This window comes from Pseudomonas sp. MAG002Y, assembly GCF_019400845.1.
Taxonomy (GTDB): Bacteria; Pseudomonadota; Gammaproteobacteria; order Pseudomonadales; family Pseudomonadaceae; genus Chryseomonas; species Chryseomonas luteola.
Genome location: NZ_WOEJ01000012.1, coordinates 108,423 through 133,650, shown reverse-complemented (window position 1 = coordinate 133,650; position 25,228 = coordinate 108,423). Strand labels below are relative to the sequence as shown.

21 protein-coding genes and 2 pseudogenes are annotated in these 25,228 nt (G+C 55.2%); 17 read left to right on the top strand and 6 right to left on the bottom strand.

Going from position 1 to position 25,228, the window contains the following annotated elements; translation table 11 throughout:
* The first annotated feature begins 47 nt into the window (after positions 1 to 47).
* The 3 genes from GM154_RS17595 to GM154_RS17585 all read left to right on the top strand — a co-directional run bounded on the left by GM154_RS17595 (position 48) and on the right by GM154_RS17585 (position 2,933).
* The gene (locus GM154_RS17595; RefSeq protein ID WP_308460624.1) at positions 48 to 608 is read left to right on the top strand and encodes an exodeoxyribonuclease VII large subunit; all 561 of its coding nucleotides are present in this window, start codon (positions 48 to 50) and stop codon (positions 606 to 608) included.
* Positions 605 to 1,761, top strand: a protein-coding gene (locus GM154_RS17590; RefSeq protein ID WP_154982418.1) for an IS3 family transposase whose coding sequence is annotated in 2 segments (ribosomal slippage) — positions 605 to 857 and positions 857 to 1,761 — 1,158 coding nt in all. Because the reading frame shifts where the segments join, the coding sequence is not laid out codon by codon here. Before GM154_RS17595 ends, GM154_RS17590 begins: the two co-directional genes overlap by 4 nt.
* Before the next feature lie 98 nt (positions 1,762 to 1,859).
* Complete coding sequence (locus GM154_RS17585) at positions 1,860 to 2,933, top strand: hypothetical protein (protein ID WP_219652938.1); 1,074 nt, start codon at positions 1,860 to 1,862, stop codon at positions 2,931 to 2,933.
* Here GM154_RS17585 and GM154_RS17580 read toward each other — a convergent pair.
* Positions 2,917 to 3,168 carry a hypothetical protein gene (locus GM154_RS17580; RefSeq protein ID WP_010799468.1) on the bottom strand — a complete coding sequence of 84 codons (252 nt, stop codon included), beginning with the start codon at positions 3,166 to 3,168 and terminating at the stop codon, positions 2,917 to 2,919. The genes GM154_RS17585 and GM154_RS17580 overlap by 17 nt on opposite strands.
* A gap of 454 nt (positions 3,169 to 3,622) precedes the next feature.
* The gene (locus tag GM154_RS17575) at positions 3,623 to 4,363 is read right to left on the bottom strand and encodes a GntR family transcriptional regulator (RefSeq protein WP_256205784.1); all 741 of its coding nucleotides are present in this window, start codon (positions 4,361 to 4,363) and stop codon (positions 3,623 to 3,625) included.
* A 456-nt stretch (positions 4,364 to 4,819) separates the two neighbouring features.
* Here GM154_RS17575 and GM154_RS17570 point away from each other — a divergent pair, with 456 nt between their 5' ends.
* The 13 genes and pseudogenes from GM154_RS17570 (at position 4,820) to GM154_RS17515 (ending at position 18,878) form a co-directional block, all read left to right on the top strand.
* Positions 4,820 to 6,430: an ABC transporter substrate-binding protein gene (locus tag GM154_RS17570; protein WP_256205783.1), complete on the top strand. Its 1,611-nt coding sequence runs from the start codon at positions 4,820 to 4,822 to the stop codon at positions 6,428 to 6,430.
* A 67-nt stretch (positions 6,431 to 6,497) separates the two neighbouring features.
* The gene (locus GM154_RS17565; protein WP_219652937.1) at positions 6,498 to 7,538 is read left to right on the top strand and encodes an ABC transporter permease; all 1,041 of its coding nucleotides are present in this window, start codon (positions 6,498 to 6,500) and stop codon (positions 7,536 to 7,538) included.
* The gene (locus GM154_RS17560; RefSeq protein WP_010799464.1) at positions 7,535 to 8,380 is read left to right on the top strand and encodes an ABC transporter permease; all 846 of its coding nucleotides are present in this window, start codon (positions 7,535 to 7,537) and stop codon (positions 8,378 to 8,380) included. Before GM154_RS17565 ends, GM154_RS17560 begins: the two co-directional genes overlap by 4 nt.
* On the top strand, positions 8,377 to 10,035 hold the full coding sequence (locus GM154_RS17555; protein ID WP_010799463.1) for an ABC transporter ATP-binding protein: 1,659 nt from the start codon (positions 8,377 to 8,379) through the stop codon (positions 10,033 to 10,035). The genes GM154_RS17560 and GM154_RS17555 overlap by 4 nt, the downstream gene beginning before the upstream one ends.
* Entirely contained in the window at positions 10,032 to 10,988 is a 957-nt protein-coding gene (locus GM154_RS17550) for an NAD(P)-dependent oxidoreductase (RefSeq protein ID WP_010799462.1), read from the top strand. The genes GM154_RS17555 and GM154_RS17550 overlap by 4 nt, the downstream gene beginning before the upstream one ends.
* Complete coding sequence (locus GM154_RS17545; protein WP_219652936.1) at positions 10,985 to 11,893, top strand: allantoinase PuuE; 909 nt, start codon at positions 10,985 to 10,987, stop codon at positions 11,891 to 11,893. Before GM154_RS17550 ends, GM154_RS17545 begins: the two co-directional genes overlap by 4 nt.
* A gap of 9 nt (positions 11,894 to 11,902) precedes the next feature.
* The gene (locus GM154_RS17540; RefSeq protein WP_219652935.1) at positions 11,903 to 12,664 is read left to right on the top strand and encodes an SDR family NAD(P)-dependent oxidoreductase; all 762 of its coding nucleotides are present in this window, start codon (positions 11,903 to 11,905) and stop codon (positions 12,662 to 12,664) included.
* A 156-nt stretch (positions 12,665 to 12,820) separates the two neighbouring features.
* On the top strand, positions 12,821 to 14,257 hold the full coding sequence (hydA, locus tag GM154_RS17535; protein WP_219652934.1) for a dihydropyrimidinase: 1,437 nt from the start codon (positions 12,821 to 12,823) through the stop codon (positions 14,255 to 14,257).
* Positions 14,254 to 14,517 (top strand): hypothetical protein, encoded by a 264-nt coding sequence (locus GM154_RS25675; protein WP_010799458.1) that lies wholly within the window; start codon positions 14,254 to 14,256, stop codon positions 14,515 to 14,517. The genes hydA and GM154_RS25675 overlap by 4 nt, the downstream gene beginning before the upstream one ends.
* Before the next feature lie 30 nt (positions 14,518 to 14,547).
* On the top strand, positions 14,548 to 14,766 hold the full coding sequence (locus GM154_RS25670) for a hypothetical protein (protein ID WP_010799457.1): 219 nt from the start codon (positions 14,548 to 14,550) through the stop codon (positions 14,764 to 14,766).
* Positions 14,767 to 15,233: 467 nt separating this feature from the next.
* Positions 15,234 to 16,625 (top strand): annotated as a pseudogene (locus tag GM154_RS17525) (transposase).
* Between the two features lie 441 nt (positions 16,626 to 17,066).
* Positions 17,067 to 18,161 (top strand): annotated as a pseudogene (locus tag GM154_RS17520) (IS3 family transposase); the annotation flags it as partial.
* Between the two features lie 360 nt (positions 18,162 to 18,521).
* Complete coding sequence (locus tag GM154_RS17515; protein WP_010799452.1) at positions 18,522 to 18,878, top strand: lysozyme inhibitor LprI family protein; 357 nt, start codon at positions 18,522 to 18,524, stop codon at positions 18,876 to 18,878.
* A gap of 350 nt (positions 18,879 to 19,228) precedes the next feature.
* On the opposite strand, the gene GM154_RS17510 is transcribed toward GM154_RS17515, so the two are convergent.
* The 3 genes from GM154_RS17510 to GM154_RS17500 all read right to left on the bottom strand — a co-directional run bounded on the left by GM154_RS17510 (position 19,229) and on the right by GM154_RS17500 (position 23,160).
* Complete coding sequence (locus GM154_RS17510; RefSeq protein WP_010799451.1) at positions 19,229 to 20,296, bottom strand: nucleotidyl transferase AbiEii/AbiGii toxin family protein; 1,068 nt, start codon at positions 20,294 to 20,296, stop codon at positions 19,229 to 19,231.
* Positions 20,271 to 20,684, bottom strand: coding sequence for a DUF6088 family protein (locus GM154_RS17505; protein ID WP_010799450.1), 414 nt, complete (start codon positions 20,682 to 20,684; stop codon positions 20,271 to 20,273). The genes GM154_RS17510 and GM154_RS17505 overlap by 26 nt, the downstream gene beginning before the upstream one ends.
* A 364-nt stretch (positions 20,685 to 21,048) precedes the next feature.
* Positions 21,049 to 23,160, bottom strand: coding sequence for a DEAD/DEAH box helicase (locus GM154_RS17500; RefSeq protein ID WP_051370286.1), 2,112 nt, complete (start codon positions 23,158 to 23,160; stop codon positions 21,049 to 21,051).
* A 34-nt stretch (positions 23,161 to 23,194) separates the two neighbouring features.
* Here GM154_RS17500 and GM154_RS17495 point away from each other — a divergent pair, with 34 nt between their 5' ends.
* Complete coding sequence (locus GM154_RS17495; RefSeq protein WP_010799448.1) at positions 23,195 to 23,926, top strand: IS6 family transposase; 732 nt, start codon at positions 23,195 to 23,197, stop codon at positions 23,924 to 23,926.
* 505 nt (positions 23,927 to 24,431) lie between these two features.
* On the opposite strand, the gene GM154_RS17490 is transcribed toward GM154_RS17495, so the two are convergent.
* On the bottom strand, positions 24,432 to 25,220 hold the full coding sequence (locus tag GM154_RS17490) for an SDR family oxidoreductase (RefSeq protein WP_010799446.1): 789 nt from the start codon (positions 25,218 to 25,220) through the stop codon (positions 24,432 to 24,434).
* Between the last annotated feature and the right edge of the window lie 8 nt (positions 25,221 to 25,228).

The window sequence follows — 25,228 nt, the reverse complement described above, 5'->3', positions numbered from 1 at the left end:
CGACCCGGCCCCTTTGTTTTAACAGGGGATAGCGAAACCAATAGCAGATCGAGGGAGTTATCAAGCGCTCCTTTGCCGAGCATATCTGGGTAGTGGCTGAGCTAAGCGAGTTCAACGTCCGTAATGGTGGTACGTGCTGGTTTACTCTGATCGAGAGCGCTGATGGCAAGGAAATCGCCAAGTGTTCGGCTGTGATGTTTGGCAGTGTCTCGAATGTGCAGCTAAGAGCCTTTGAGCAGGTAACCGGCTCAAAACCGCAGCCCGGTATGAAAGTGATGCTCAAGGTCTGCGCCACGCTCCATCCCCAGTATGGCTTCCAGCTCCAGGTCTATGGCATTGACCCGAACTACACGCTGGGTGAGATGCACGCCAAGGTCGAGCAGATACTGGCGCGGTTAAAGGAAGAGGGCATCCACGACCGGCAAAAGACGCTCGCAGCGCCAGCGGGCTTCTGGCGTATAGCGGTTGTCTCGCCTGATCAGGCCGCGGGTCTTGGTGACTTCCGGCGCGAAGTGGATCTGCTAACACAGGGCCATAGGCGCACTGTTATCCAGGCGGGTTCTACCCCGTTAGCACGGACACTTTCGAGTAAGCTCACACCGAGCTGAAGGAGTGTTCTAAGAAATACAGCCCCGAATTCAAGCGGGAAGCCATCGAGCTGGTTCGTCGTTCAGGAGCAAGTTGCCGACAGGTGGCCCTTGAGATTGGTGTGGCTCCTAACCTGCTCACCCGCTGGCTTCGGGAAGCGCAACCGGGTACAGAGAAGGCCTTTCCTGGAGCGGGAAGTCCGCGGGATGAGGAGCTTGCCCGCCTCAAGCGCGAGCTGGCCCGAGTAACCAAGGAGCGTGATTTTTTAAGAGACGCGGCAGCGTACTTTGCCAAGGAGTCATCGAGCGGTACACGGTGATCCAGCGCTGCCGCAACGAGTACCCGGTACGACTGATGTGCCGTTGCCTGAAGGTTTCTGCCAGTGGCTATTACGCCTGGCAGGATCGCGAGCCAAGCCCACGCGCTCTGGAGAATGCGCGCCTGGTGAGGCGTATTCGGGAGATCCACGAGGACAGTCGTGGTGTGATCGGAGCGCCACGGATGCACGAGGATCTGCTCGACGAGGGCGAAACCGTCAGCCTGAACCGCGTTGCTCGCCTGATGGCCGCTGAGCGAATTCAAGGCTGGCCACGCCGGAAGAGGCGTGGCTTTGGGAGAGTCACCGGCGGCCGTCCAGCAGGCGTGAAAAACCTGCTGGAGCGTAATTTCACCGCGCAGGAACCGGAGCGCAAGTGGGTCACAGACATCACGGAGATAGCTACGCTGGAAGGCAAGCTCTGTCTATGCGAGGTGCTCGACCTGTACAGCAAGCTGGTGATCGGTTGGTCGATGCATCACCGTCAGGATTGGCAGATGGTGATTCGAGCGGTGGAGATGCCAATCTGGCAGCGCCAGGGTGACTGGTCCGTGATCCTACATTCAGATCGCGGTAGTCAGTTCACTAGTGCTGACTACCGCGATCTGAATCGCAACACATTGATCTGCAGCATGAGTGCCGTCGGGCATTGCGGTGACAACGCTGCCTGTGAAGGCTTCTTCGGTCAGCTCAAACGGGAGCGCGTTGTCCATCAGTCGTATCGAACTCGTGATGAAGCGCGGGCGGATTTATTCGACTACATCGAACGCTTTCATAACCCACGAATGCGTCGTAGAGTCGCCCGGCAAGACCTGAAGTTTTCAGCCCTTTTCAAACCGTCCGTGGAAACGGGGTAGAACCCCGGGGAGGCTACTGAGGTTGGAAAAATCTTACTTTAGTAGTTTAGCGTCAAGCCCCACCGGTACTAGGGTCAGAAGGAACTGGAGATAAGGCCATGAGCAGCACGAGCATTCCCATTGGTATGAAAGACGGCTTGGCATTTCGACCACACGAAGTCGAGAACGGGCTGTTGTGTGGCTGTATTTGCCTAGCGTGCCGCCATCCTCTGATCGCAGCAAACCAGGGCGTTAAAGTTGAGCCATACTTTCGCCACGCCGCCGACAGTGATTGCGTGCGTGGTTATGTAAAAGGGGTGCTGCTCGCAGCCCGGCAAGCTCTAGAAGGCGTCAGGTGCTTTGAGCTACCCACGCATTGCGAGACTGTGACCGCCCGTTACCATGGCGTGCCATTCAAGGAAGAGGTAAGCATAGCCTCTAGAATGGTTACGATCGATGAGGTCATGGAGTTCGGTGACGACGAAGCCGACCTCACGCTGTTCTGCAAAGGCCATGAGCTCAATGTCCTATTTGACATTCGCGGCCGTCGAATTGAAAGGATGGTGAGGCGCCTTCATCAAAACGAGTGTTCTGCACTGCTCATTGATCTAACCGGTTTGAACACTGCGGATATCCTAGACACTCAGAATTTCTCAAAACGGGTCCAAGATGACCTTGTTATCCGCAGTTGGATTTTCTCCCGCGTCATCCAGCGGGAGAAAATCCATGCGCAGCAGCGGATCGATGAAAAGATCGATGAGTTTAAGAAGGGAGCCGCGCTGCATGCTGCAGCGACATGTGGCCAAGCGGGCCAGCGTCAGCAGTCTCCTCCAACGCTCGACGGACCGAGTCTGATTAGGCATACCGCCGCCCAGCCCCCTCGCTATACTCAGGCGGCGCAGCAAGCCGCAAGGAGAACCGCTGTACAGCTTCGTGTACGGCAGATTGCTGACAGCTACACCGAAGTATTTCACCGGCACCAAGGCCAGGGTGTGCTTTGTGGCCACTGCTGGTTTGTAATGACTGCGCCGCAGGTTACCTGTATATGGTGTGGTCGGGCAGACAAGTTGACGGTCCAACACATTGATGCAGCCCTGACCTCTACCATTCAGTATCGACTCAACTGCAACACCCGCCCGGACGAGTCGCTCACCGTTCTGCCTTCGCTGGAATTGTTCAGCGGCGCTGGTTGACGTTCGCTGCCAAACTAGCCGCCAAAGAAGCCTCGGCAAAAGCGAACGGAGAGAGATGCAAATAGAGTGGCATAAGGGTAGATGTAGAAGACTGCTTTCGGCCGATTCCGTTGAAAAAGTCGGTTTCTGAGAGAGCTGCTTTTCGGTAGCTCAAAAATTGCTCGATTTTGGTGTTGCTACGTAAAAACCAAGACAGCTCAGTCTTCTGAGCGAACCAGACTTCAACGTCGACCATGTTCTTTCGTGAGCAAAAATTGCGGCGGGATTTTCTCAACCGGATCGGCCAGAAACAGACAACATCCGGGGAAACCGATCCTTCTTTTATCCAATCAGCCCCCATTAGCGCTGGCGATCACTAGGGGCCGTGCATTTATCCGGGACTGGATCGGATGCCTTGACACCATCTGGCGGGATGTACAAAACGACCTTCGAACTGTCCTGGTATGTCGATGAGCATGTCGTGTAAGTCAGCCTTGTCGGCATCGACTAGGGCCGCGTTAGCGTAACGTCTCTTAGAAAGACGCTCTCAAAAATTAAGATATCGATGAGGCCCTTGGGCGAGTGCATGGCCCTTGATAACTTTACCTTTTGACTTGTCGAGACATATACCTCGGCTACGCTTATCGCAGCTGCGAGCGGGAAGGACGTCACTGCTTAGGCAGGAGTGAACCAGGATATCCTTCCCTGCCTCACATCGTTCGACCGAAGATCTCGTCCAGATCCACTTCCTGTTCTTCTCCCACCGAGAGATCCAGTGTGTTCTCGATGTGAGTCAGGTGCTCTATCACGAGTCTGATCGTTTCTTCAGTTTCGCCTGACTCAATGGCCTTCACGATTTCAAGATGCTCGTGATTTGGGCATGCCGGCACATTAGGTGAGTCGTACAGCAGGATGATCAGACAGGTCAACGAAGACAGCTCCCGCATGAGTTTCAACAATGGCGGACTGCCAACCATCTCTGCAATCCGTAGGTGGAACTCGCCAGATAAGCGAATGACTGCTCGCTTATCACCTTCTTCCCGCGCCGTTCGCTCCAGGGCGACATGGTCATAGAGTTGAGCGATCTGTTTTTCACCCGCTTGCGCTACGAGCGTGCGAATGAGGGCCGGCTCTAGAATCCGGCGCGCATTGAAGATATGCCGAGCTTCCTCTACGGACGGGCTGGCCACGAAGGCGCCACGATTGGGAATCGTGGTGACAACACCTTCATGAGCGAGACGGACGAGCACCTCGCGGATGCGGGTGCGGTTGACCCCAAACACGCCGGCGAGCTTCTCCTCTACAAGTTTGGTGCCAGGGATCAGCCGGTGCTCCATCACAGCATTCAGGATACGTTCATAAATGGTGTCGCGCTTCTCAGCTGTACCAAGAATTTGGCCAGTAGTGCGAGCTTTGCAAGGACGGGGTGAAGATGAGTTATTGATGAGCATGGGCGTCTGCATAGTTTGTTACGAAAGAGTGCATGATTGTGACATAACTACTGAGAATTGTTCAAAAGTGAACCATGAGCGACCACAATTCTTGGGTGTGCACCGACTACGAGCATAAATCGGCCATTTACCCTTGATGCTTGATGAGTTCCGGATGGCTGATACTTGGGCCATTAGTGCTCTGATTCTTAGGCCTACAAAGCATCCGGCAACTCCGTTAAGGCCCAAAAAGCAGTTCTGTCACATTGGCTGGCATAGGGCTTGCTTATGATTGTCACAAATTCTAATTATTTAGCGACAATTATCGGAGGCTGAATGCCAGTAACTGGATTTCTCACTACCAAAGCCTTGGGGCGCCATTCTAGAGCGGTGGAGGTGGGCCAGAGGTTCATTGGCGTTACGTCTTCGTATTTGAGAAGGGCTTACTCAATCATCTCTAATCGAGAAACCCATACCATGAATACGAAAGTAATGCGGTTCCTTCTGAAGCCGGCTGCGCACGCGTTGGCAGTCGTTACTTTGCTCAGCGGGGCAGTCGCTCCAATCGCATTCGCTCAGGATGCGAACTCTATTTTGGTTGTGGCAGGGCCTCGGACTCCTGAATCGCTCGATCAGGAATATCCGCCAACCGAAGCCACCCACGAAGCCAAGCGCAACATCTACGAACGCCTTCTGGCCTACGACATGAAGAACGTTGACGGTGTGCCGGTTGAAAATTTCGACAAGTTAGTGGGAGCACTGGCACAAAGCTGGACAGTGTCAGATGACAAAACCTCCATCACCTTTCATTTACGCAGTGGCGTCAAGAGCGCTGCGGGGAACACCCTGTCCGCCGACGATGTGATGTGGTCGTTCAAACGGGGTTGGAACAAGAACGCGAACTTTCGCTGGTACATGAGTCAGATTCTCGGTATCGAATCCTTCGAAGATGCGTTCAAGAAACAGGATGAAATGACCGTCATGGTCACTTTGCCCAAGACGTCTCCTCTGATCGAGCGGATCTGGGTCAATAATGACTTGGGTATTCTGGACGCCACTGCCGCCCGCAAGCACGTCACCAGTGACGACCCTTATGCATCCAGTTGGTTGGCGACTCACTCTGCCTCGTTTGCTCCCTATCAGGTGACGAAATTTCAGTCAGGTCAGGAAGTCGTTTACGAAGCCAACCCGAATTATTACCGGGGGGCGCCGCGTCTTTCGAAAATCATATTCCGCGAGATGCCGACGTCGGCCAATCGCCTGGCAGCGTTGCAAGCCGGGGCCGTCGATGTAGCTGAATGGCTTTCGCCTCGCGAGCTGGCGATGCTGGAGAAGAATCCTCAGCTGAAGATCTGGCAGGTGTTTGGCAACTACATTCATCGCGTTGAAATGAACAATACGACGCCTCCGTTTGATAACCCCAAGGTTCGCCAGGCGTTGAATTACCTGGTTCCCCGTGAAGACATCCTGAAGGCGGTGTATTACGGGAAGGCGCGGGCAACCAAGAGCCCTATTTCTGAAATCTACCCGTCCTACACCGATGAATATTTCAGCTACACCCAGGATGTCGAGAAGGCCAAGACACTATTGAAAGAGGCGGGCCAGGAATCTGGCTTCAAAACCCAGCTTGGCTACCGTACCGGTGATCAGATCGAGGAAGAGATTGCCGTCATCCTCAAAACCGCGTTCGCCCGCGCAGACGTAGATGTCGAGCTCGTGAAGTTGCCAGCGTCGACTCTGGTGGAGAAGTACTCCAAGGGCACGATCCCCATGTATTTCTTCCGCGACATGGCGATTGTCCCTGATGCAGCTTACGTAGCGAATCTCTGGCTCAACAGCGCCTCACTTATCAACTACCCAAAATTCAAGAATGCCGAAGTCGACAAGCTAATTAACGAAGCGTTGTCGAGCACGGATGAGGCTGCGAGGGATGCGGGCATGAAGCGCGTCCAGCAAATCGTTGTGGACGAGGCCCCCTGGGTTTTCCTGATGAACCCAGGCTACCAGCTTGCTACTCGCGCCAATGTCGCTGGTTTCAGCTGGTATACGCCCAACAGCAACAGTTGGTACGACTTCTACAAGAAATAAGTAGAGCCAGTAGAGGGGGGATGCTTCGCCCCTCTAGTTGCGCAAGGCTACTTGCAAGGAAAACAGTATGAGACTTAGCAATTCATTGCGGTCGCTACCTCGCCCACTACGTATCGTTCTGGCCAGGTTGACTATTCTTGTTCCGCAGATGTTTGGCGTTCTGCTTGCCACGTTTCTGCTGATTCGTTTACTGCCTGGCGATCCGGCGCTGCTGATGCTTGGCAATATGGCGACGCCCGAGCAAATCCTAAGCCTGCGCGAGCGACTGGGGCTCAACAGCAGTATCTGGTCGCAGTTCACGAGCTACCTTTCAACTGTCGTTCACGGTGATCTGGGAACGTCAATGTTCACATCCAACCCCGTGGCCGTTGATTTGCTCGACCGTGTTCCAGCAACGCTTGAGCTGATTACCTACACGATGATCCTGACGATCATCGTGAGCGTGGTGCTGGCGGTTGTTGCAGTAACCAAGCCCGAAGGAATGATCAACCAGTTCAGCAAGGTATATGGCCTGGCGGCGGGCGCCGTCCCTGACTTCTGGGTCGGTCTGCTGCTCATCTACTTTCTATTCAATGTCGCGGGCATTGCTCCCGCACCGTTCGGCAGGCTTGATCCGATCATCACTGCGCCACCTGCTGTGACTGGGTTTCTAACTGTAGACACGTTACTCGCGGGCGATACAGCCGCGTTCGCCTCGGCTGTAGGCCGCCTGTGGTTGCCGGTCCTCACGCTGACCATCGTCAACGCTGGTGCGCTGATGAAAATGACCCAGATCGTTTTCGCCGATAACTATCGCAGTGAGTTCATTCGCCATGCACGGGCGAGCGGTCTTTCCGAATGGCAGTTGGTTCGAATCACGTTGCGCAATAGCTTGCCACCGATCATCACTATGGTCGGTTTTCTCTTCGGGTTTCTGTTGGGCGCGGCGGTGCTGGTTGAAACGATCTTCGCCTGGGGCGGCCTCGGACAGTACGCGGTGTCCGCAGTAATGAACAGCGACTATCCCGCATTGCAGGGATTTGTGCTGGTAGCCGCTGCTTTCATTCTCATCGTTTACACCGTCGTGGATGTGCTCTACGGCATCGCTGACCCGAGGATCGAAGTATGAAACAGGTGTCTGCAAAGCGCAGAGTGGCTGGCAAAGCAACCTTGATCATAGGTCTGGTGCTACTGGCAATTCAGTTTGTGGCGATCATCTTTGCGCCATGGATCGCCCCGTACTCACCGGAAAATGCCGATCCGATCAATGCCCTGCAAGCGCCATCACTAATGCATTTTTTCGGCACCGACGTGTCGGGTATGGATATCTACTCCCGTGTCATTTTCGCGACCCGAATCAACCTGCTGATCAGCGTCACCGCTGTGGCCATCGCCTTTGTCATCGGGGTTCCAATCGGGCTCGCCATTGGCTACTACAAAGGCTGGGGTAGTTCCTTGGCCATGCGGTTTTTTGACTTTATCCAGTCCTTCCCCGTGTTTGTGCTGGGCATGGTGCTGGTGTCTGTCATGGGGCAGGAAATCTGGAACGTCGCCATTGTGCTGGCGGTTCTTTTTACTCCTGTCTTTGCCCGGCTGATCCGTGCGGAGGTCTTGTCGCTGCGTGATCGCCCGTTCATCGCAGCCGCCAGATGCAGCGGTGCTACCAACAGCTCGATCATGTTCCAGCACATTCTGCCAAATGCGCTGACGCCTGCAATAGTGCAGATATCCATCAGTATCGGCATGGCCATTCTGCTGACGGCGGGCCTGTCCTTCGTGGGTGCCGGCGTGCGCATGCCTACCCCTGAGTGGGGCCTGATGGTAAGCAACGGCGCGCAGCAAATGATCCTCGGTATCTGGTGGGTAGCGCTGTTTCCAGGGCTCGCGATTGTTTTTTCAGTACTGACGTTTGCGCTTCTCGGAGACGCGGCGAAGCAAATGTTCGACCCGCAGACAAGGAGCACTTCATGAAAAAAATCCACGAACCCTTGCTCGAGGTACGCAACGTCTCTGTTGGATTTTCTGACGGATCAATGCCGCCTGCACTACGAGACGTAAGTTTCTCTCTGCAAAAGGGTGAGATTCTCGGAATCGTAGGCGAGACGGGGGCAGGAAAGTCGCTTCTCGCGCGAGCCATTATCGACATGCTCCCAAGTGACGGGCGGGTTGTTGAAGGCCAAATATTGGTCAACGGGCAGCCTATTTCCACGATGACACCGCAGCAAAAACGCGGTTATCGAGGGGGCGAAGTTGCGCTGATCGGAACCAATGCGAAAGCTTTGCTGGATCCGGTTGTGAAGGTAGGTGAGCAAATTGCCAGGATTCTTCGTGCTCATCGAGGGATCAACAAAAAGGATGCATGGCAGGAGTCAATTCGCCTTTTTAAACAAGTCGGAATCGTGAATCCCGAGAAAAGGGCGCACGCCTATCCGCACGAGCTTTCCGGTGGCATGGCGCAACGCGTCGTAATCGCCATGGCATTGATCGCTCAACCGAAAATCCTGCTCGCCGACGATGCAACCTTGGGCCTTGACGCGACAATCCAGCTGCAAGTTCTGGATTTGCTAGTAGAGAAAGGGCGCGAGCTAGGACTGGCGGTAGTTCTGATTACCCATGACCTAGGAATGGTGGCCAGCTACTGCGACCGGGTCGGCATCATGAAATCCGGACGTTTGATCGAACTTGCCACCATCCGCTCTTTTCTCAACGATGGTCCTAAGCATCCATACAGCCAGGATTTGCTGGATGCTGCCAGAGTGCGCCCGTTGCCAATGGATTCTGAGCCAGCACAACACGGCACCGAGGCTAGACCGCTGCTGGAAGTGACCGACCTGGTGAAAGTGTTCCATGTCGAGGGCTCCGCCGAGCCGGTTCGTGCGGTCGACCATGTCTCGTTGACGATCCGCAAAGGCGAGACACTGGCCCTCGTTGGAGAAAGCGGGTCGGGAAAAACCACCACCGGCCAATGCCTTGTTCGATTACTTCAATCGGACTCGGGTTCGATCCGGTTCGATGGCCAAGAAACGCTGACGCTCTCTGACAAGCAGTTCAGAAGCGTACGCCGCCGGATGCAGATGGTGTTCCAGGAGCCTTATGTTGCGCTGAACCCCAGATGGCGGGTGCGCGATCTCGTGGCCGAGCCCCTCAAGTTGGGCGAACCGTTGACCCGCACCGCAAAAGAAGCGCGGGTCATGGAGTTGCTCGATCTGGTTAGCCTTTCCAGGGCTAAGGCAGACGTTTACCCCCACGAGCTGACGGCCGGTGAGCAGAAGCGCGTAGGTGTGGCCAGAGCCTTGGCGGTCAGTCCTGATTTCGTGATTTTCGATGAGCCGACGACCGCGCTCGATATACGGGTTCGTGCACAAATTATCGATCTTGTACGGGATTTGCAAAAACGCATGGGGCTGTCAGCGCTGTTCATTACTCATGATTTAAATTCGGTCCGGTCTTTAGCGCATTACGTTGCCGTCATGCGTAACGGTAAGATCATCGAGCAAGGCCCGACGGAGGAAATTTTTGCCAACCCGAAGGAGGCCTATACCCGCAAGCTGCTTGAGGCCGAACTCCCTATCGAGGTTCGAGAAGAGGTCGAAACTCGGGTTCCTCAGGCGGAGCTGCGCGCATGAATTTCGATCGTTACATAACCAAACCGGTACTTGTCACCGGAGCGGCAGGGCTGGTAGGTCGACAGGTGGTACGGCGATTGGCTAAGCAAGGCCGACCGGTGTTGGCACTGGATCGCCTCTCCTCGATTACTCAGGAAGGAATCCAGATCACAGCCTGCGACCTTGGAGACGTCCATCGTCTGCATGCGATCGCTGTAGGCGGCATCGATTCCATCGTCCACTGCGGTGCGTTTTCCGGGCCAATGGTAGCGCGTGATGTGCCGTATTCGATGGTGCAAGTGAACATTGTCGGTACCGCCAACGTACTTGAGGTGGCGCGCGTTCACGGTGTTCGTCGATTTGTATATTGCTCCTCGACGAGTGCTTACGGGGCGGTCGGGTCAGGCCCTGTTTGCGAAGACGTTATGCTGAAGCCAGCGAGCCTATACGGCGCGAGCAAGGTCTCATCCGAGTACATCATAACGGCTTACGCAGAGCAGTACGGATTGTCCGCTGCGAGTGTTCGCCTGTCTTGGGTCTACGGCCCTGGTAGAACCACGGACTGTGTGATTCGGACGATGCTTGAGGACGCCCTCGCCAAGCGCGCCACCCGAATGCCTTTTGGATCGGACTTCCCCAGACAGTTCGTTCACGTTGAAGACGCGGTTCAGGGGCTTCTGTGCGCGCTGGATGCTCCTGTGCTGCCGCGAACGACCTACAACGTCACTGGCGATACCCGCGTAACGCTCGAAGAGGTCGCGCAGGTGGTACGCAAGATCTTTCCGGATGCTGATATCGCGCTTCAACCGGGTCCCGATCCTGTCGATGAGCTCCAGCAGAAATTCAGTATCGAAGCGGCGCGTCGTGATCTTGGTTACGAGCCAAGGCTATCCCTTGATGACGGCATTAAAGCGTACGCGCGCTGGCTGGAGTCGGCTCACCTTCCTCATATTTCCAAGGTGCAGAAAACATGAGTGACCTTGAAAGAGATTTCGTCGGCTATGGCCGTAATCCTCCCGATCCCAAATGGCCAGGAGGCGCCCGGCTCGCGCTGAATTTCGTCATGAACTATGAGGAAGGTTCGGAGCCGTCAATTCAGGATGGCGAGAAAAGCACGGAAACGTGGTTCACCGAAAGCAGTGGGCTCGACACCGGTGTACAAGGTAGGGATCTGGCTGCCGAAGGGCTGTTCGAATATGGCAGTCGAGTGGGTTTCTGGCGGGTGATGCGCCTGTTCCAGGAGCGCTCACTGCCGGCGACCATTTATGGCTGCGCACTCGCTCTTGAGCGTAATCCAGATGCCTGTGGGGCTATTCGCGAATCTGGGTTCGATGTGTGCTCCCACGGCTGGCGGTGGATCAAACACTACCAGCTTAGCGAGGAACAAGAACGGGAGCACATCCGTAAAGCGGTCGAATCCCTTGAGCGTACAACCGGTGTTCGGCCTCAGGGTTGGTACTGCCGATACTCCCCTAGCGTTAACACTCGTAGGCTGTTGGTCGAGGAAGGGGGATTCACCTACGACTCGGATTACTACGGCGATGAGTTACCGTTCTGGACTCAAGTAAGCGGTAAGCCTCATCTGATCATCCCGTATTCATTGACCAATAACGACGGGCAGTTTGCCGCAGGCGTAAGTACCGGCAGTCAGTGGTTCAGCTTTCTGAAAGATGCTTTCGACATGCTCTACAAGGAGGGGGAAACCCAACCCAAAATGATGTCGGTCGGTCTGCATCTGCGCTTGGTGGGACATCCGGCCCGCGCAGCTGCATTGGAGCGGTTCCTCGATTACGTTTCGAGTTTTCCGGATGTATGGATCACTCGACGCATCGATATTGCCAACCACTGGCATAGCGTCCATCCCGCACCGAAATACTAGGAGTTGGTCATGAGTAACGTGTTTGATCTTTCGGGCCGCAAGGCAGTTATCACCGGCGCAAGCAGGGGCATCGGTGCGGCGATCGCACAACTGTTTTTGGAGCACGGAGCAGAAGTCGCCATTTGTCATGTTGGAGATCATCAGAATGCAGAGGCTTTCCAACAGCGCCTGCGTTCGCAAGGCCTAGAGCTGCATGCCAGCGAATGTGATGTCTCTGATCCGGCTGCGGTACAGCGCTTTGCTGGTTGGGCGCAAGAACAGTTAAGGCACGTAGACATTGTCGTCAATTCGGCCGGCGTAGGTGGAGGTGACCGCCCATTCGCCATGACGGACGACCACGACTGGGATCGTGTCGTCGGGATAAATCTTCGCGGGACGATGCTGGTCACTCGCTCCTTTTTCGCCGCGATGCTTGAGCGACAGTATGGTCGTATCATCAACGTCGCTTCACAACTGGCTTACAAGGGGGCGCCAGGGCTGGCGCATTACTGTGCGGCGAAAGCCGGGGTAGTGGGGTTCACCAGAGCACTGGCCTATGAAGGTGCGTCACATAATGTAATGGTCAACGCGATCGCGCCGGGGCCGGTCGATACCGAGTTGTTGCGCAATCACAGCGCTGAATGGCTTGAGGCGAAAAAAGCACAGTTACCGGTGGGGCGCTTCGGCCAGGTAGGTGAAATCGCACCTACCGCTTTGCTCCTGGCTTCGGGCGCTGGAGCATTTTATGCCGGGCAAACACTGTCTCCCAACGGCGGCGACGTAATGCTTTAACTACGTAGTGCGCGTCGACGAGGCATGACTTCGAGCGATGCATTATGTACCCGTAATTCTAGATACCACCCGTAGGTTCGAACGGCTTCGAGCACCCGGGCGCAGCTTTCGGCGCCCTGAATAATGGTGGTTGACTCCTGTTTGAAAGAGGTTGATATGCAAATTCTGGACACCGTTATCCGTAATGCCCGTGTGGTCACGGCCGCTGACATTTTTACCTGCGACATCGGTATTCGTGATGGACGTATTGTTTCGCTGGCGACTGACTTGCCCCCTGGAATGAAAGAGATTGACGCGGCGGGACGGCACGTCACGCCGGGTGGCGTCGATAGCCATGTGCATCTCGATCAGCCGACCGGCGACGGTTCTGTCATGGCAGACGACTTCTACAGTGGCACCATATCTGCTGCCTGCGGTGGCACTACCACTGTCATCCCTTTTGCTTGCCAGCAGAAAGGCGAGAGCTTGCGTGCCGCCGTCGACGACTACCATCGACGCGCTGGCGACAAGCCCGTGATCGATTATGCATTCCACCTCATCGTGACTGACCCAACGCCCGATGTGTTGCACAGGGAGCTACCTGCCCTGATTGCCGAAGGCTACACCTCGTTCAAGATCTACATGACCTACGATGCGCTGAAGCTGGGTGACCGAGAAGTTCTGGAGACGCTGTCGGTTGCGCGTCGGGAAGGGGCCATGGTGATGCTGCATGCCGAGAACAGCGATTGCATTGCCTGGCTAACTGAGCGCTTACTGGTTGCTGGCCTTGATGCACCGCGTTATCACGCCAGCTCGCGGCCCATGCTGGTTGAGCGCGAGGCCACTCACCGAGCGATTGCATTGGCCGAGTTGGTGGATGTGCCAATTCTGATCGTCCATGTTTCCGGTCGTGACGCGGTCGAACAAATTCGCTGGGCGCAGAGCAAAGGCCTCAAGGTCTACGCCGAGACCTGTCCTCAATATCTGTTCCTGACGGCCGCTTCGCTCGGATGCGATGACAGCTTTGAGGGAGCGAAATGCATCTGCAGTCCTCCGCCTCGCGATCCGGCCAACCAGCAGGTTATCTGGGACGGCCTGGAAAACGGTTCATTCGAGCTGTTTTCATCGGACCATGCGCCGTTTCGGTACGAGGGGCGCGACGGCAAAAAAGCGCACGGTGAAAGCCCGACGTTTGAACAAGTAGCCAATGGTATTCCTGGGGTCGAAACGCGAATGGCGCTTCTCTGGTCTGAAGGTGTTCGCAGAGGCCGGATTACCCCTCAGAGTTTCGTCGCACTCACATCTACCAATGCCGCCAAGATGTATGGTTTGTACCCACGCAAAGGCAGCATCGCAATCGGGGCGGATGCTGACCTGGTCATCTGGAATGAAGGCGACCCGGTACGGGTTACCAACGAAATGTTGCATCACAACGTTGATTACACCCCCTATGAAGGCATGCAGCTGAGTGCATGGCCTGCAGTAACGCTGGCACGAGGCGAGGTCGTCTGGGACGGCAAACCAAGGGCTAAGCCGGGGCATGGGAAGTTTTTACCATGCAAAAGGCCTGTTCCGGCCCAATCCCGTCGTCGTCAAAATGAACTGCCGCTATGAATGGCACGACCGAGGTAGCAGCGGCATTGCTTCATGCTTGGCGAGAGCGGCGAAATTTGCTGCATGATGGGCTCGGTTTGATGGCCGAAACCGACGCTTATCGGGTTCAGAAAATCGTCGCCTCGGAGCTTGGTTGGTTCAATGAGTCTTCGGTGACAGCCTGGAAGCTTGGTGGAAGCCCAGGGGAGTTGGTCAGCGCCGCGCGTGTCTCGAGCCGCGCAATTCATCTATCAGGCTGGGAGGTTCCTGATGGCTATTGAAACCGGTTCGGAATCGAGGGTGAACTGATCGTGCAACTTGGACGGGATGTCGATAGCGATGCCGATCGCGCGGTAGCATATGAAGCGATCGAAGCATGGCAGGTCGGGATTGAGTTGTGCGATACGCGTTTTCAAAATGGTGAGCGAACTTATCCATTGCTTCGTCTGGCCGACCAACAACTCAACCGTGCGTTGGTTTTAGGGGAAATGATCCACCCTCCCGCAGACTGGTCGGAGCAGGCTGTCTAGGTGTGGGTAGATGAGAGACTGCAGATCTCCGATATTGGAAGCCATCCCTTCACGGATCCCTTGGCTTCGATACGATGGTTGGCGAGGCGTGCAGCGTCTCAGAACCAGCCATTGAAAGCTGGTGATTTGGTCGCCACAGGAAGCTGGACAGGCCTGAGGCGCAAATGTGAAAGTTGCGTTTCTAGGCTTAGGAGAGGTGTTGCTCTCAACCGACCCCACTTAGAAACGATTTGAAGACGCCCACCTTGGACTTCATGGCGTTGAATCACGACGTTCATACCAACACGGTGAGTTATGGCGAACTGCGCATCTGATGACAACGCTGCGCGACAGCTTCTGAAGGTGAGGCGAGCAAGCTCGCCTCTGGTTTTTCGGACAGCCCGTTTCGGCTGATTTTGTTGAAAAAGTAGCTACTTCCCCATGCCGTCGTCAGAATTGCTCTGTCAGCGAGCGTGGGGGCGAATAGCATGATGGGACTGTTAACGAGTGGGCAGCAGCGCCTGTTCTACTCGTTCAATTTGGAAGATCACGTCCCGCCCCAACACCTCCTGCGCAGCATCGATCAGTGCTTGGATCTTAGTGGTCTGCGCGCCTACCTGGCGGATTTCTATAGTCCTATCGGGCGCCCTCGATTGACCCGAAATTGGTGGTGCGCATGTTGGTCGTCGGTTACTGCTATGGCATCCGTTCCGAGCGGCGATTGTACGAAGAGGTGCATCTGAATTTGGCCTATCGCTGGTTCTGCCGGCTGGGCCTGGAAGACGAAGTTATGATCACTCGACCTTTTTGAAGAATCGCCATGGCAGTTTCCGTGACAGCGATCTGTTCCGCTGGTTGTTCAATGAGGTCCTGCGGCGCTGCATGGCAGCGGGCCTAGTCAAGGGCGAAGGTTTCGCTGTCGACGCCAGCATCATCAAGGCGGATGCCAGCCGGCAACGTGGGGTAGCGGGAGATGAAATCGATTGGCGCGATCCAGCACTCAGCAGCCGCACCGTACGCGAGTACCTCGAAGCGCTTGATGAAGAGGCGTTGGCTGAAGCTCTCCCCAGGAAGATTTCCCTCACCGACCCGCTGGCTCGCTGGCTCGCTGGACTGCAGCACCAGGTGGCCCGGCCTACTTTGCCTACTCCACCAACTACCTGATCGACACTGAGCACGGCGTTATCCTGGATGTAGAAGCGACCCCGGCGCACCGTGCCGCCGAAGTTGATTCGACCAAAACGATGGTGGCGCGCGTCGAAGCGCAGTTTGACCTCACGCCAGAGCGCCTCATCGCTGATACCGCCTATTGCACGGCTCCGATGCTGTCCTGGATGGTCGAAGAAAAGAACATCGATCCGCTTGTCCCAATCTGGGACGAGACCGAGCGCAAGAACGACAGCCTCTCCAGTAAGGACTTCCACTGGAATCCGGAGGCCAATGAATACCGCTGCCTAGCCGGCAAACCTCTACGCAGTGAATGGCGCACCTTCACCCAGAAAAGATCGCGGGTGACCAAGGCCAACACCATCATCTACCGCTCCAGCCAAACCGACTGCGCCACCTGTCCGCTGAAAGCGAAGTGCTGCTCCAATACCGTATTCCGTAAGATCGCTCGGAGCATCCATGAAGCTGCCCGCGACGTAGCGCGACGCATCGCCAAGACACCGGAATACCTCGTTTCTCGCTGTGAACGAAAGAAGGTGGAAATGCTGTTCGCCCACCTCAAGCGCATCTTGCGCCTAGATAGGCTTCGACTTCGTGGCCTAAGTGGTGCGCAGGACGAGTTTTTGCTGGCTGCCACTGCCCAGAATTTGAGGCGAATGGCCCTGTGGCTGATGCCGAAAGTGCAAAAAGGGGTAAATGGCCTGGCGATCTGATCGGAACAGGGGCTTTCGCCTTCAGAAACCTTGCTCGATAGCCTGAAAAATCACTACTCGCCTGGAGCAACTTGGCGCCGGGCCGGACGCCGATCAGTTACGAGGCGAGTTTTTCAACGGAATAGGCCAATAGCGGACACTCTGTCTGGCACGATTTCGCAATTGAGCATCAATTGATAATATCCATTTTTTTCCTGTATGAAATTTTATGCCACTGTATGACGAAGCTACGCTTGGAAAGCCCAACGAAGATTACATTGCGCAGAAGATAGTCGGCTGGCACAAGGGAGATAGACAAGATGCTCTTGATTTAGCTGATTTCTAAGCCCGCTTAGGGGAAACCGAAAAGACCTTTTTTTGGGCGGAAAAAGCGTGACCTGCTCCCCGATTTCAATACCACGCCGAACTTAGTAGAGCCCGTTTTCCGAGCAGGAGACGGCAGTGAAAAAGCGTTTTACCGAAGAGCAGATCCTCGACTTTCTTAAGCAGGCAGAAGCCGGTATGCCGGTGAAGGAGCTGTGCCGGCGGCACGGCTTCAGTGATGCCTCGTTCTACACCTGGCGCGCCAAGTTCGGCGGCATGACCGTGCCGGACGCCAGACGGCTGAAGGATTTAGAGCTGGAGAACAGCCAGCTGAAGAAGCTGCTCGCCGAAGCACACCTCGACATCGAGGCGCTCAAGGTAGTCGCCCGGGGAAAAGGGTAAGCCCGACAGCACGGCGGGAGGCGGTGCAAGAGATGCAGGCGCGAACCGGCATCTCCGAGCGCCGCGCCTGTCAGCTGATCGGGCTGTCCCGCTCGGTGCTGCGCTACCAGCCTCGTACTAGCGAGCAAAACACCGGGCTGCAAGCCCAACTGGTGGAGCTGGCCCAAGAGCGTCGGCGCTTTGGCTATCGCCGCCTACACATCCTGCTGCGGCGTGCCGGCGTGCAGGTCAACCACAAGCGGATTTATCGCCTGTATCGCGCCTCCTGCTTGATGGTGAAGCGCCGCAGGCGCCGCCACGGTGTCGCGTTAGAGCGCGAGCGCCTGAGTTTGCCGAATGCGCCGAATCAGGTCTGGTCAATGGATTTCGTCTTCGATGCGCTCAGCACAGGACGGCGGATCAAATGCCTGACAGTGGTTGATGACTTCACCAAGGAGGCGGTTGGCATCCTGGTGGAACACGGGATCAGCGGGGTTCGTGTCACCCGGGCATTGGATGAGATGGCGCGGTTTCGCGGCTATCCAGAAGCGATCCGCACCGACCAGGGTCCTGAATTCACCGGCAAGGCGCTCAATCAGTGGGCCTACCAGCGCAACATCAAGCTGAAGCTGATCCAGCCTGGCAAGCCCCACGCAGAATGCCTTCATCGAGTCATTCAACGGCAAGTTCCGGGATAAATGCCTCAATGAGCACTGGTTCTGTTCGCTAGCCGAAGCCAGAATTCGTATCGCGGCCTGGCGAAGGGATTACGCCGAGCACCGTCCGCACAGTGCAATCGGCAATCTCACCCCGGCAGAATTTGCTGCGAGTTGGCGAGCCAGCCGGCAGCAGCTGAAGCAAGAAAAACCAATATCAAACCCAGGGCCTACTACGGTACTAAAGCGGGGGGGGCAGGTCAGTGATGCTGAGGCCGCTGCACTTTTGCTTAGTATCCATCATTTAGAGTATGCCCGAATAAGCCTGCGTAAATGAACGCACATTAGCTATTTTACAAGAAAACTTACAGAGGTTGAATCTATCTAGGGGCCGTTAGACAAAGCCTGAAAGGCCATTCGAGCTCGGCTCCAAATCTCAGCAGAAGCATGTTTTCTTTAATGGAGGGGAATTTCCTCAAAAGATTGTACATCACATGTACATGGCGCTTTATCGATCTGAATAAGCTAGTGTTTTCATCTTAGGAGTAGGCGCAACATGCACTCTCGTTTCCTGTCCTTTTTATGTGCCTTCATAACAACTACTTCATATGCAGTCTCGTTTGACTGTACTAAAGCCTCAACCTCTGTAGAAAAAATGATCTGTACTGACCCCATGCTTAGCAGGCTCGATGATGCCCTTGCTGAGAATTATAAAAGCATGCTCTTATCTGATTTTGGAGGCTCTAAAGCTGAGTTGAGAAATGAACAACGCATATGGCTGAGTAAGCGTAATAAATGTAAGGATAAGGCATGCTTGGTTGATGCCTACCGCGTACGCGTGGACGAAACATGCGACTATGGGGTCGTATCAGGTATTCACCCTGTGTGCACTTCTTCTGAAGAAATCAAATAAAAGCTCAAACCGTAGGTCATGGCATAGTTGTATGCGAGTTCAGACAAGGTTCAATGTTAATGAGCGGCCAGAGCAATGTTTGAGTACATGGGCCATGCTGAAGCACGGCTGTACGGTTGAAGACAGTGCATTAGGAAAGGTGGCGATGTTTTTAGCTATAAAACAAAGAGCTGAAGGGCAGGCAGAAGTGATATCGATTTAACATAATTATTGTTATGCGAAGTGTATCGATAGCCATACCGGGGTTACTCAGGCAAGTCTGTTTCAAATTCTGGCAGGTAAGCTGAGCATATTTTAATAGCATGGCTATATCAGATTTAGAGTCTACTTACTATCCCGATTGTTCTACCTCAGTTTCCATTGACTTGTCCTATATTCAGCATTCGTTCTGCAACAGCAGCGAAGGCGGAATAACAAGTTTGAAAATCCGGCTTATCGTTTGTATAAAGTAACGGCTTCAGGCGCTGCTCGAAATTCGCTTTCAGCTCCTCATGGGTGGCTGCTGCGGCCAAGCTACGCCGAAGTACCGTATAGGGATCTTTGTCAAATTCCGGATGCTGTCCCTTGAACTCCATTACATCCTTATCGACCAATTGCGCAAAGATCTGGCAGGCGGGATCGATGGCATCAGGCTGACTAATAGTAATACGCCAGACATCATAGACGTGACGCACTAATGCTGTATCAAACTCACCGCGTTGATACCCATCCCAGTTCCAGGCACAGCGCCGCAATAGCGACAGCACTTTCTCAGCTAATGTCTCCGCTACCGTGATGCACGGCATGGAGAAACGGAGGGCCGCTTGCCGAGGGATAAATTGGTCAAGCATATATCCCATCTCGCGCATCTCTGCGGCTAATATCGGAGGGCGGTGAATCAGTTCAAGCTTGAGTTGAGGGCGGAGTACGCCAGACACATCCTGAAAATGTGCATTATACGAAACCAGCAGACAGTAGTAGCGTCTTCTGTCACGCGAGACTGGGTTATCCTCATCATCATGGACTACGTACTCAAAGCCCATTTCTGTCAAGCGCCGCTCAACCTCTTGCTGCAAATCCTTTAGACGGCCCCGACTTCCTATTCCATTGGGCAAGACATAGCCTTCCGGTACATCATCCAATATGACCTTGATGTCAATATCCTCAGACATGCGCTCGATTAGACTATGAGCTTTTGATAGGCAGGTTCCACCAGCAAAAACTAATCGCGTAGCAACGTCGATCGATTCTGGGGCCTGATCTTCCTTACGGCGATTCCTTTGTCGTGCAGTATGCGCTACTTGGATTTGAGCTAAAGAGCGAAGTGCGTCGGTAATGTGCTGATCTTTTTCAGCGACGACAGCGGGCAGGTTGCCTAGGAGTCCTGCTGTAGCAGCATCTTCGATATCAGACCTAAGCTCGTCTGGAATTTTTTTCATAGGTCAACGTGCTGTTTCCTACCGTAACCTTTCGTGAAATACGCCGACGTCCTGTATTCACAGTTGTTGCCATCGGAATTTGAGTTGATTTTCCGCTGTTGTACTCCGTCACAAGCGAGCTTGGTTTTACGGAGATATTGAGTTTGCGAAAAAGCTCTGCTGCAATCGTCTCCAGAGTGCCGGCAGGGGTAGGCTTGCCGGTAAACTTATTGATACGTGTTTTGGCAAATGCACCTTTACTGACACGGATGAGCTTTCCTTCCGCTACGAAGCGAGCCAAGACTCGGCCTATTTGAGAGTCGCTCGCCATGTGAGCAAAGTCTGAGCGCAAGATGACCACGCTTGTGCGCTGTTTGATTGAGCGGTTCATGCGATCTTCAAGTTTCATACCTTACCTCTAACCCAAAGCTATAACTCACAAAGTGACTCTAGCTCTAGATTGCACTTTCTTCCAGTATTTAGAGGGGGTTTAGGCTACAAAAACTGTGCATCCATGCACTAGCTTATCATTGAAGACAACGTGTGCTGGCGCGGGTCATACCGAATCACAACAAAGTAGTTAAATCTTGCTCGTTTGTCGCTAGCTCAAGCTTTTTTAAAAGCGCGGTCATTATTCGTGTGCGCGGGCTTCAATAACACCTTCCGACTCTTTTCCCTAATCTCTACAGCCCTCTCCAGCGCCTTGGCAAAATTAGCCTCCCAGGTCTTTGCCGTCCCTATATAGACATTGGCAGGCTTTCCTCTCAAGGGCTTCACCTTGAAGCTGTAGAGCAGCTATGAGTCCTTGCCGCACCGGTAGTCACCTTATGGCTGGCCGGGCTATCCGCCTCCGACATGGAGGCCTTTAGATGATCTTTCCTGAACTCTACCTTTGCAGTACTGGCGTGCTTCATAATCCTCGGGAACAGGTTGAAACCATCTTTTCCCTTGGCGCGCCAACTGCTGAGATAATGGCTATCCCCAAAGAACAACAGATGCAGCTTGGCACGTGAGCAAGCGACGTTCAGGCGTTTGCGATCAAGGATGAAGTTGAGGCCACCTTCAGTGCGCACGGTAGAGTAGCAAACAACGTCCGCCTCACTGCCTTGGAATGCGTCGACAGTATCGACTTCGATGCTCAGCGGACCGAGCTGGCCATTTTGCCAACCGATATTGCGTAGCTGCTTGCGGAGGCGCTCTTTCTGGGCGCCGTAAGGGGTGATGACGGCCACGGAGGTGGGCCGATTTACGTTGTTGGCCAATTCAATCAGGAAGCCGGTAATTTCTTCAGCTTCGTGGACATTCTCCTGGCTCATGCTGTTGTGGGGCTGTTGCTGCCGCCCTTTCACGTCCACCCAGTAAATGCTTTCGTCAAGCAGGTAGCTCTTTTCAAAATAACTATCTGGGTGGCCGTTGAACAGCATGCGCTGGCCTTCACGGCTGTAGAACAGGTTCGCCACCAAATCACCGATGGGAGGCGCCATACGGTACTGCTTGTCGAGGACTTCCCGACACTCGCCTGGCAGGCGTTCAAACATTAGCTCAAAAAAGCTTCCACTGAGGAAGTTTTCACGCAAAAAACCCAGTGCCTGGGTGGCTTCATCCTCGCGTAGCAATGGCGCGATACTAGGAGGTAACTGGTAGTGGTCGCCTACTAGGATGACCTTTCTGGAGCGCAAAATGGGAATGAGGATTTCCGGTACCGTAGCGCGCCCAGCCTCATCGATAATGGCTACGTCAAACTGCAATTGGTCAATGCCGCCCTTGTTGGTGGCCAGCCCGACACAGGTAGCGCCCACCAAATTGCGGTCAGCCAGCAGCGTAATGAAAAACTCGTCCTGTCCAGCGCGGGATTGGGTCGCCTGCTTGAGGATGGTACGCCAGATATGGCAAAGGTTGCTTTCGGCTTCAGGCAGACGCACAGCTGCCTCGACGGCCCGCGCATCGAGTTCGGCAAGGAAGTCGTCATGCTGACGGTCGAAGCCCAAAGGCTGAATGGCCGAACTCATCTTTTCCGGATTGCCGATGCGGATCGCTTGAATGGGCTGCTTCAAACTGTTGCCGTGCTTGTCTAGGAACTTGCCCAAGGCGTTATCCACGGCTGTGTTCTGCTGGGAAACCACCAGCACGCGACGGTTGGGCCGCTGGCAGAACAGTTGGTAGAGCATTTCCACAATGGCGGTAGTTTTGCCTGCGCCCGGCGGCCCTTGAATAAGAGCAATATTGCGCTCCCTGAGAGCAAGTTCCACCACGCGCTTCTGGCTGTCGTCCAAGGTGCTAGCCCAAGCGATGGGCGCGTTGGGCTCTTCCTGCTCGGGCAGATAGTGTTCTGGGGCAAGCAGGATGTTCTTTAGCGCCGGGTTGACCAAGCGATCTTGGAAGAAGTCGTCCAGCGCCTGGCTCTGCCGCTTGAGAGAGGCACTTGGTACGCTCACCAGCAGGCGTAGCATCTGGGCGTCGTTATCCAGCAGCAAGAAATTGCCTTCAATGCTGATGCTGTCTTTCTGCCGGATGTAGAGCGGCCGGTTACGGCGGTCGAAACGCAAGGACGGGATATAGTCGCTACGCTTGGCGTCCCAATGTTGCAAGCGAACACAGTAATCGGGATTGAGGGTATTGTTCTCAGACAACACCTCGCGCAGCTTGTCAGATACGAGATCGAACTGCTCCCTGACTTCCAAGGGCAGTCGATTGCGCTGCAGGGTGAGGATGCCCTCCGCTCGCTGGGCAAGTTCTAGAGGGAACTCTAACGAGAGGTTCTCCTCTAGACTGCGCTGGTAGGCAATGACCTGCTCCCAGCGCTGGTAGAAACGGCTCTGGGCTAACCTCTCCGGAGAATCATTAATGTCTAGAGCGGCTTGGATGCAGAAGCGCAGGAACGGCAATGTCAACTTGAAGGGGGGGCGGTAGAATGGCGAGATGAAAAAGAGTACCTCGCCGTATCACGGTTTCCGTTTTCCATCCGCAGTCATCAGCTGCGCGGTGCGCTGGTATTACCGCTTCAACCTTAGCCTGCGTGACATCGAGGAATTGCTGCTCGAACGCGGCGTCGTGGTCAGCTACGAGTCGGTGCGCAACTGGTGCGACCGGTTTGGTGCGATGTTCGCCTGCCGGGCCAAAGCAGTTCGGCCGCGATCGGGCGCGACCTGGCATCTCGATGAGGTGTTCGTGAAACTGCGCGGGGAGCCATACGTGCTGTGGCGCGCAGTAGACGAACATGGGACCGAACTGGATGTGCTGTTGCAGAAGAAGCGCGACAAGGCCGCCGCAAAGCGCTTCTTCAGAAAGATGCTGCGCTCGTACCCGGTACCGCGCAGGATTGTTACCGACCAGTTGCGTAGCTATCCGGCGGCAAAGGCCGAGGTGCCACAGTTGGCCAATGTGAAACACGTGTTCGTGAAGGCGGCGGCCCGGGTAAACAACCGGGCGGAAAACAGCCACCAGCCAACGCGCCGACGTGAGCGCCAGATGCAGGGTTTCCGTGATCCACGACGCACGCAGCGCTTTCTGTCGAGCTTCGGACCGATCCGGCAGCACTTCGCCTTACCCCGTCATCGCATAGACGCTGCTACACACCGTGCCCAGCTGAAGCAACGTCTGGACAGCTGGTATGGCTGGAGCGCAACCAATCTGGGCACCGACACCCCATAATCAGAAGGAATCCTACACACTGTCGATTCGTACGGCCATCTGCCTTCAATTTGACAAGGCCCTCTGCTGGCTGAGATCAAGAAATGTCGGATTGTTTCGGGTCGAAGCTTGACTCTTCAGTTGCTCGTAGTTATAGACGGAGTAAGGGGTTGCAGGATGAGCTGCCGCATGTTTCAAGCGTCGCTAGATACGATAGGGGCATCAGAAGCAAAGCCATGGAGTAGAGCGGATAGTGCAGACCGGTTTCTCCTGGGCGTACGCGAATGGACACGCGCTGCTCGGGATGCAAGGGTGGTCGGCAAGTTGTATGTCGCCTTTGAGTTGGGCGACAGCACTGGGGATCTCTGTCTCGGCGAAGGCGTTCGCTCGCCGAGACGGGGTACGGTGTACGGTGGCGAAACAGCGGCACTCCTGAAGACGATCGGGAGAGCTAAGATGCGATCGAGATTTCTTCCATCGATTCCTCATGCTCAAGCCTCTCGCGGAGGTCCGCGTCACACCGAACTCAAAACGTTCCTGAAAACGAGCCGCCATCCATCAAGATGTTCTGACCAGTCAAGTAGCCCGCGTGTCCGCTGCACAGGAAAGCGCACATCGCGCCGAACTCCTGCGCCGTGCCGAATCTCCCTACCGGTATTGCCTGACGTTTCGCTTCGAGCACAGCGTCATACGCCTTGCCCTGCGCGGTAGCGGCCGCTTGGGTGGACTGCTTCAGGCGGTCGGTATCGAACAAGCCCGGCAGCAGATTGTTGATGGTCACGTTATGCTCCGCGATCCGTTTCTGCCGGGCCAGACCCGCGACGAAGCCGGTCAGGCCGGAACGCGCGCCGTTGGACAGCCCGAGCACATCGATGGGCGCCTTCACCGCACCCGACGTGATGTTGACGATCCGGCCGAAGCCTCGCTCGGCCATCGCGTCGACGGTGGCGCGCATCAGTTCGATGGCCGTCAGCATGTTCGCATCGAGCGCCGCGATCCAGTCGGCTCGGGTCCAGTCGCGAAAATCGCCCGGCGGCGGGCCGCCCGCATTGTTGATCAGGATGTCGATGCGCGGCGCCGCGCTCAATGCCCGCATCCGTCCCGCGCTAGTCGTGATATCGCCTGCCAAGGCGATCACCTGAACGTGGGGATTCAGTTGCCGAAGCCCGGCTGCCGTCGATGCCAGCGCGTCCTCGCCGCGCGCCGTCACCACGACGTTGACGCCTTCAGCGACCAGCGCTTCGGCGCAGCCCTTCCCCAGCCCCTTGCTCGCGGCGCAAACGAGCGCCCATTTACCCTCGATTTGCAGATCCATTGCGCGTC

What these genes read in the sequence shown, in the direction of transcription:
- GM154_RS17560 (WP_010799464.1), top strand. Translation starts at nt 7,535, where the DNA reads ATGAAACAGGTGTCTGCAAAGCGCAGAGTGGCTGGCAAAGCAACCTTG.
- GM154_RS17495 (WP_010799448.1), top strand. Translation starts at nt 23,195, where the DNA reads ATGAAAAAGAGTACCTCGCCGTATCACGGTTTCCGTTTTCCATCCGCA.
- GM154_RS25675 (WP_010799458.1), top strand. Translation starts at nt 14,254, where the DNA reads ATGAATGGCACGACCGAGGTAGCAGCGGCATTGCTTCATGCTTGGCGA.
- GM154_RS17575 (WP_256205784.1), bottom strand. Translation starts at nt 4,363, where the DNA reads ATGCTCATCAATAACTCATCTTCACCCCGTCCTTGCAAAGCTCGCACT.
- GM154_RS17510 (WP_010799451.1), bottom strand. Translation starts at nt 20,296, where the DNA reads ATGAAAAAAATTCCAGACGAGCTTAGGTCTGATATCGAAGATGCTGCT.
- GM154_RS17550 (WP_010799462.1), top strand. Translation starts at nt 10,032, where the DNA reads ATGAATTTCGATCGTTACATAACCAAACCGGTACTTGTCACCGGAGCG.
- GM154_RS17490 (WP_010799446.1), bottom strand. Translation starts at nt 25,220, where the DNA reads ATGGATCTGCAAATCGAGGGTAAATGGGCGCTCGTTTGCGCCGCGAGC.
- GM154_RS17505 (WP_010799450.1), bottom strand. Translation starts at nt 20,684, where the DNA reads ATGAAACTTGAAGATCGCATGAACCGCTCAATCAAACAGCGCACAAGC.
- GM154_RS17580 (WP_010799468.1), bottom strand. Translation starts at nt 3,168, where the DNA reads ATGGTCGACGTTGAAGTCTGGTTCGCTCAGAAGACTGAGCTGTCTTGG.
- GM154_RS17565 (WP_219652937.1), top strand. Translation starts at nt 6,498, where the DNA reads ATGAGACTTAGCAATTCATTGCGGTCGCTACCTCGCCCACTACGTATC.
- GM154_RS17545 (WP_219652936.1), top strand. Translation starts at nt 10,985, where the DNA reads ATGAGTGACCTTGAAAGAGATTTCGTCGGCTATGGCCGTAATCCTCCC.
- GM154_RS17585 (WP_219652938.1), top strand. Translation starts at nt 1,860, where the DNA reads ATGAGCAGCACGAGCATTCCCATTGGTATGAAAGACGGCTTGGCATTT.
- GM154_RS17515 (WP_010799452.1), top strand. Translation starts at nt 18,522, where the DNA reads ATGCACTCTCGTTTCCTGTCCTTTTTATGTGCCTTCATAACAACTACT.
- GM154_RS17540 (WP_219652935.1), top strand. Translation starts at nt 11,903, where the DNA reads ATGAGTAACGTGTTTGATCTTTCGGGCCGCAAGGCAGTTATCACCGGC.
- hydA (WP_219652934.1), top strand. Translation starts at nt 12,821, where the DNA reads ATGCAAATTCTGGACACCGTTATCCGTAATGCCCGTGTGGTCACGGCC.
- GM154_RS17555 (WP_010799463.1), top strand. Translation starts at nt 8,377, where the DNA reads ATGAAAAAAATCCACGAACCCTTGCTCGAGGTACGCAACGTCTCTGTT.
- GM154_RS17570 (WP_256205783.1), top strand. Translation starts at nt 4,820, where the DNA reads ATGAATACGAAAGTAATGCGGTTCCTTCTGAAGCCGGCTGCGCACGCG.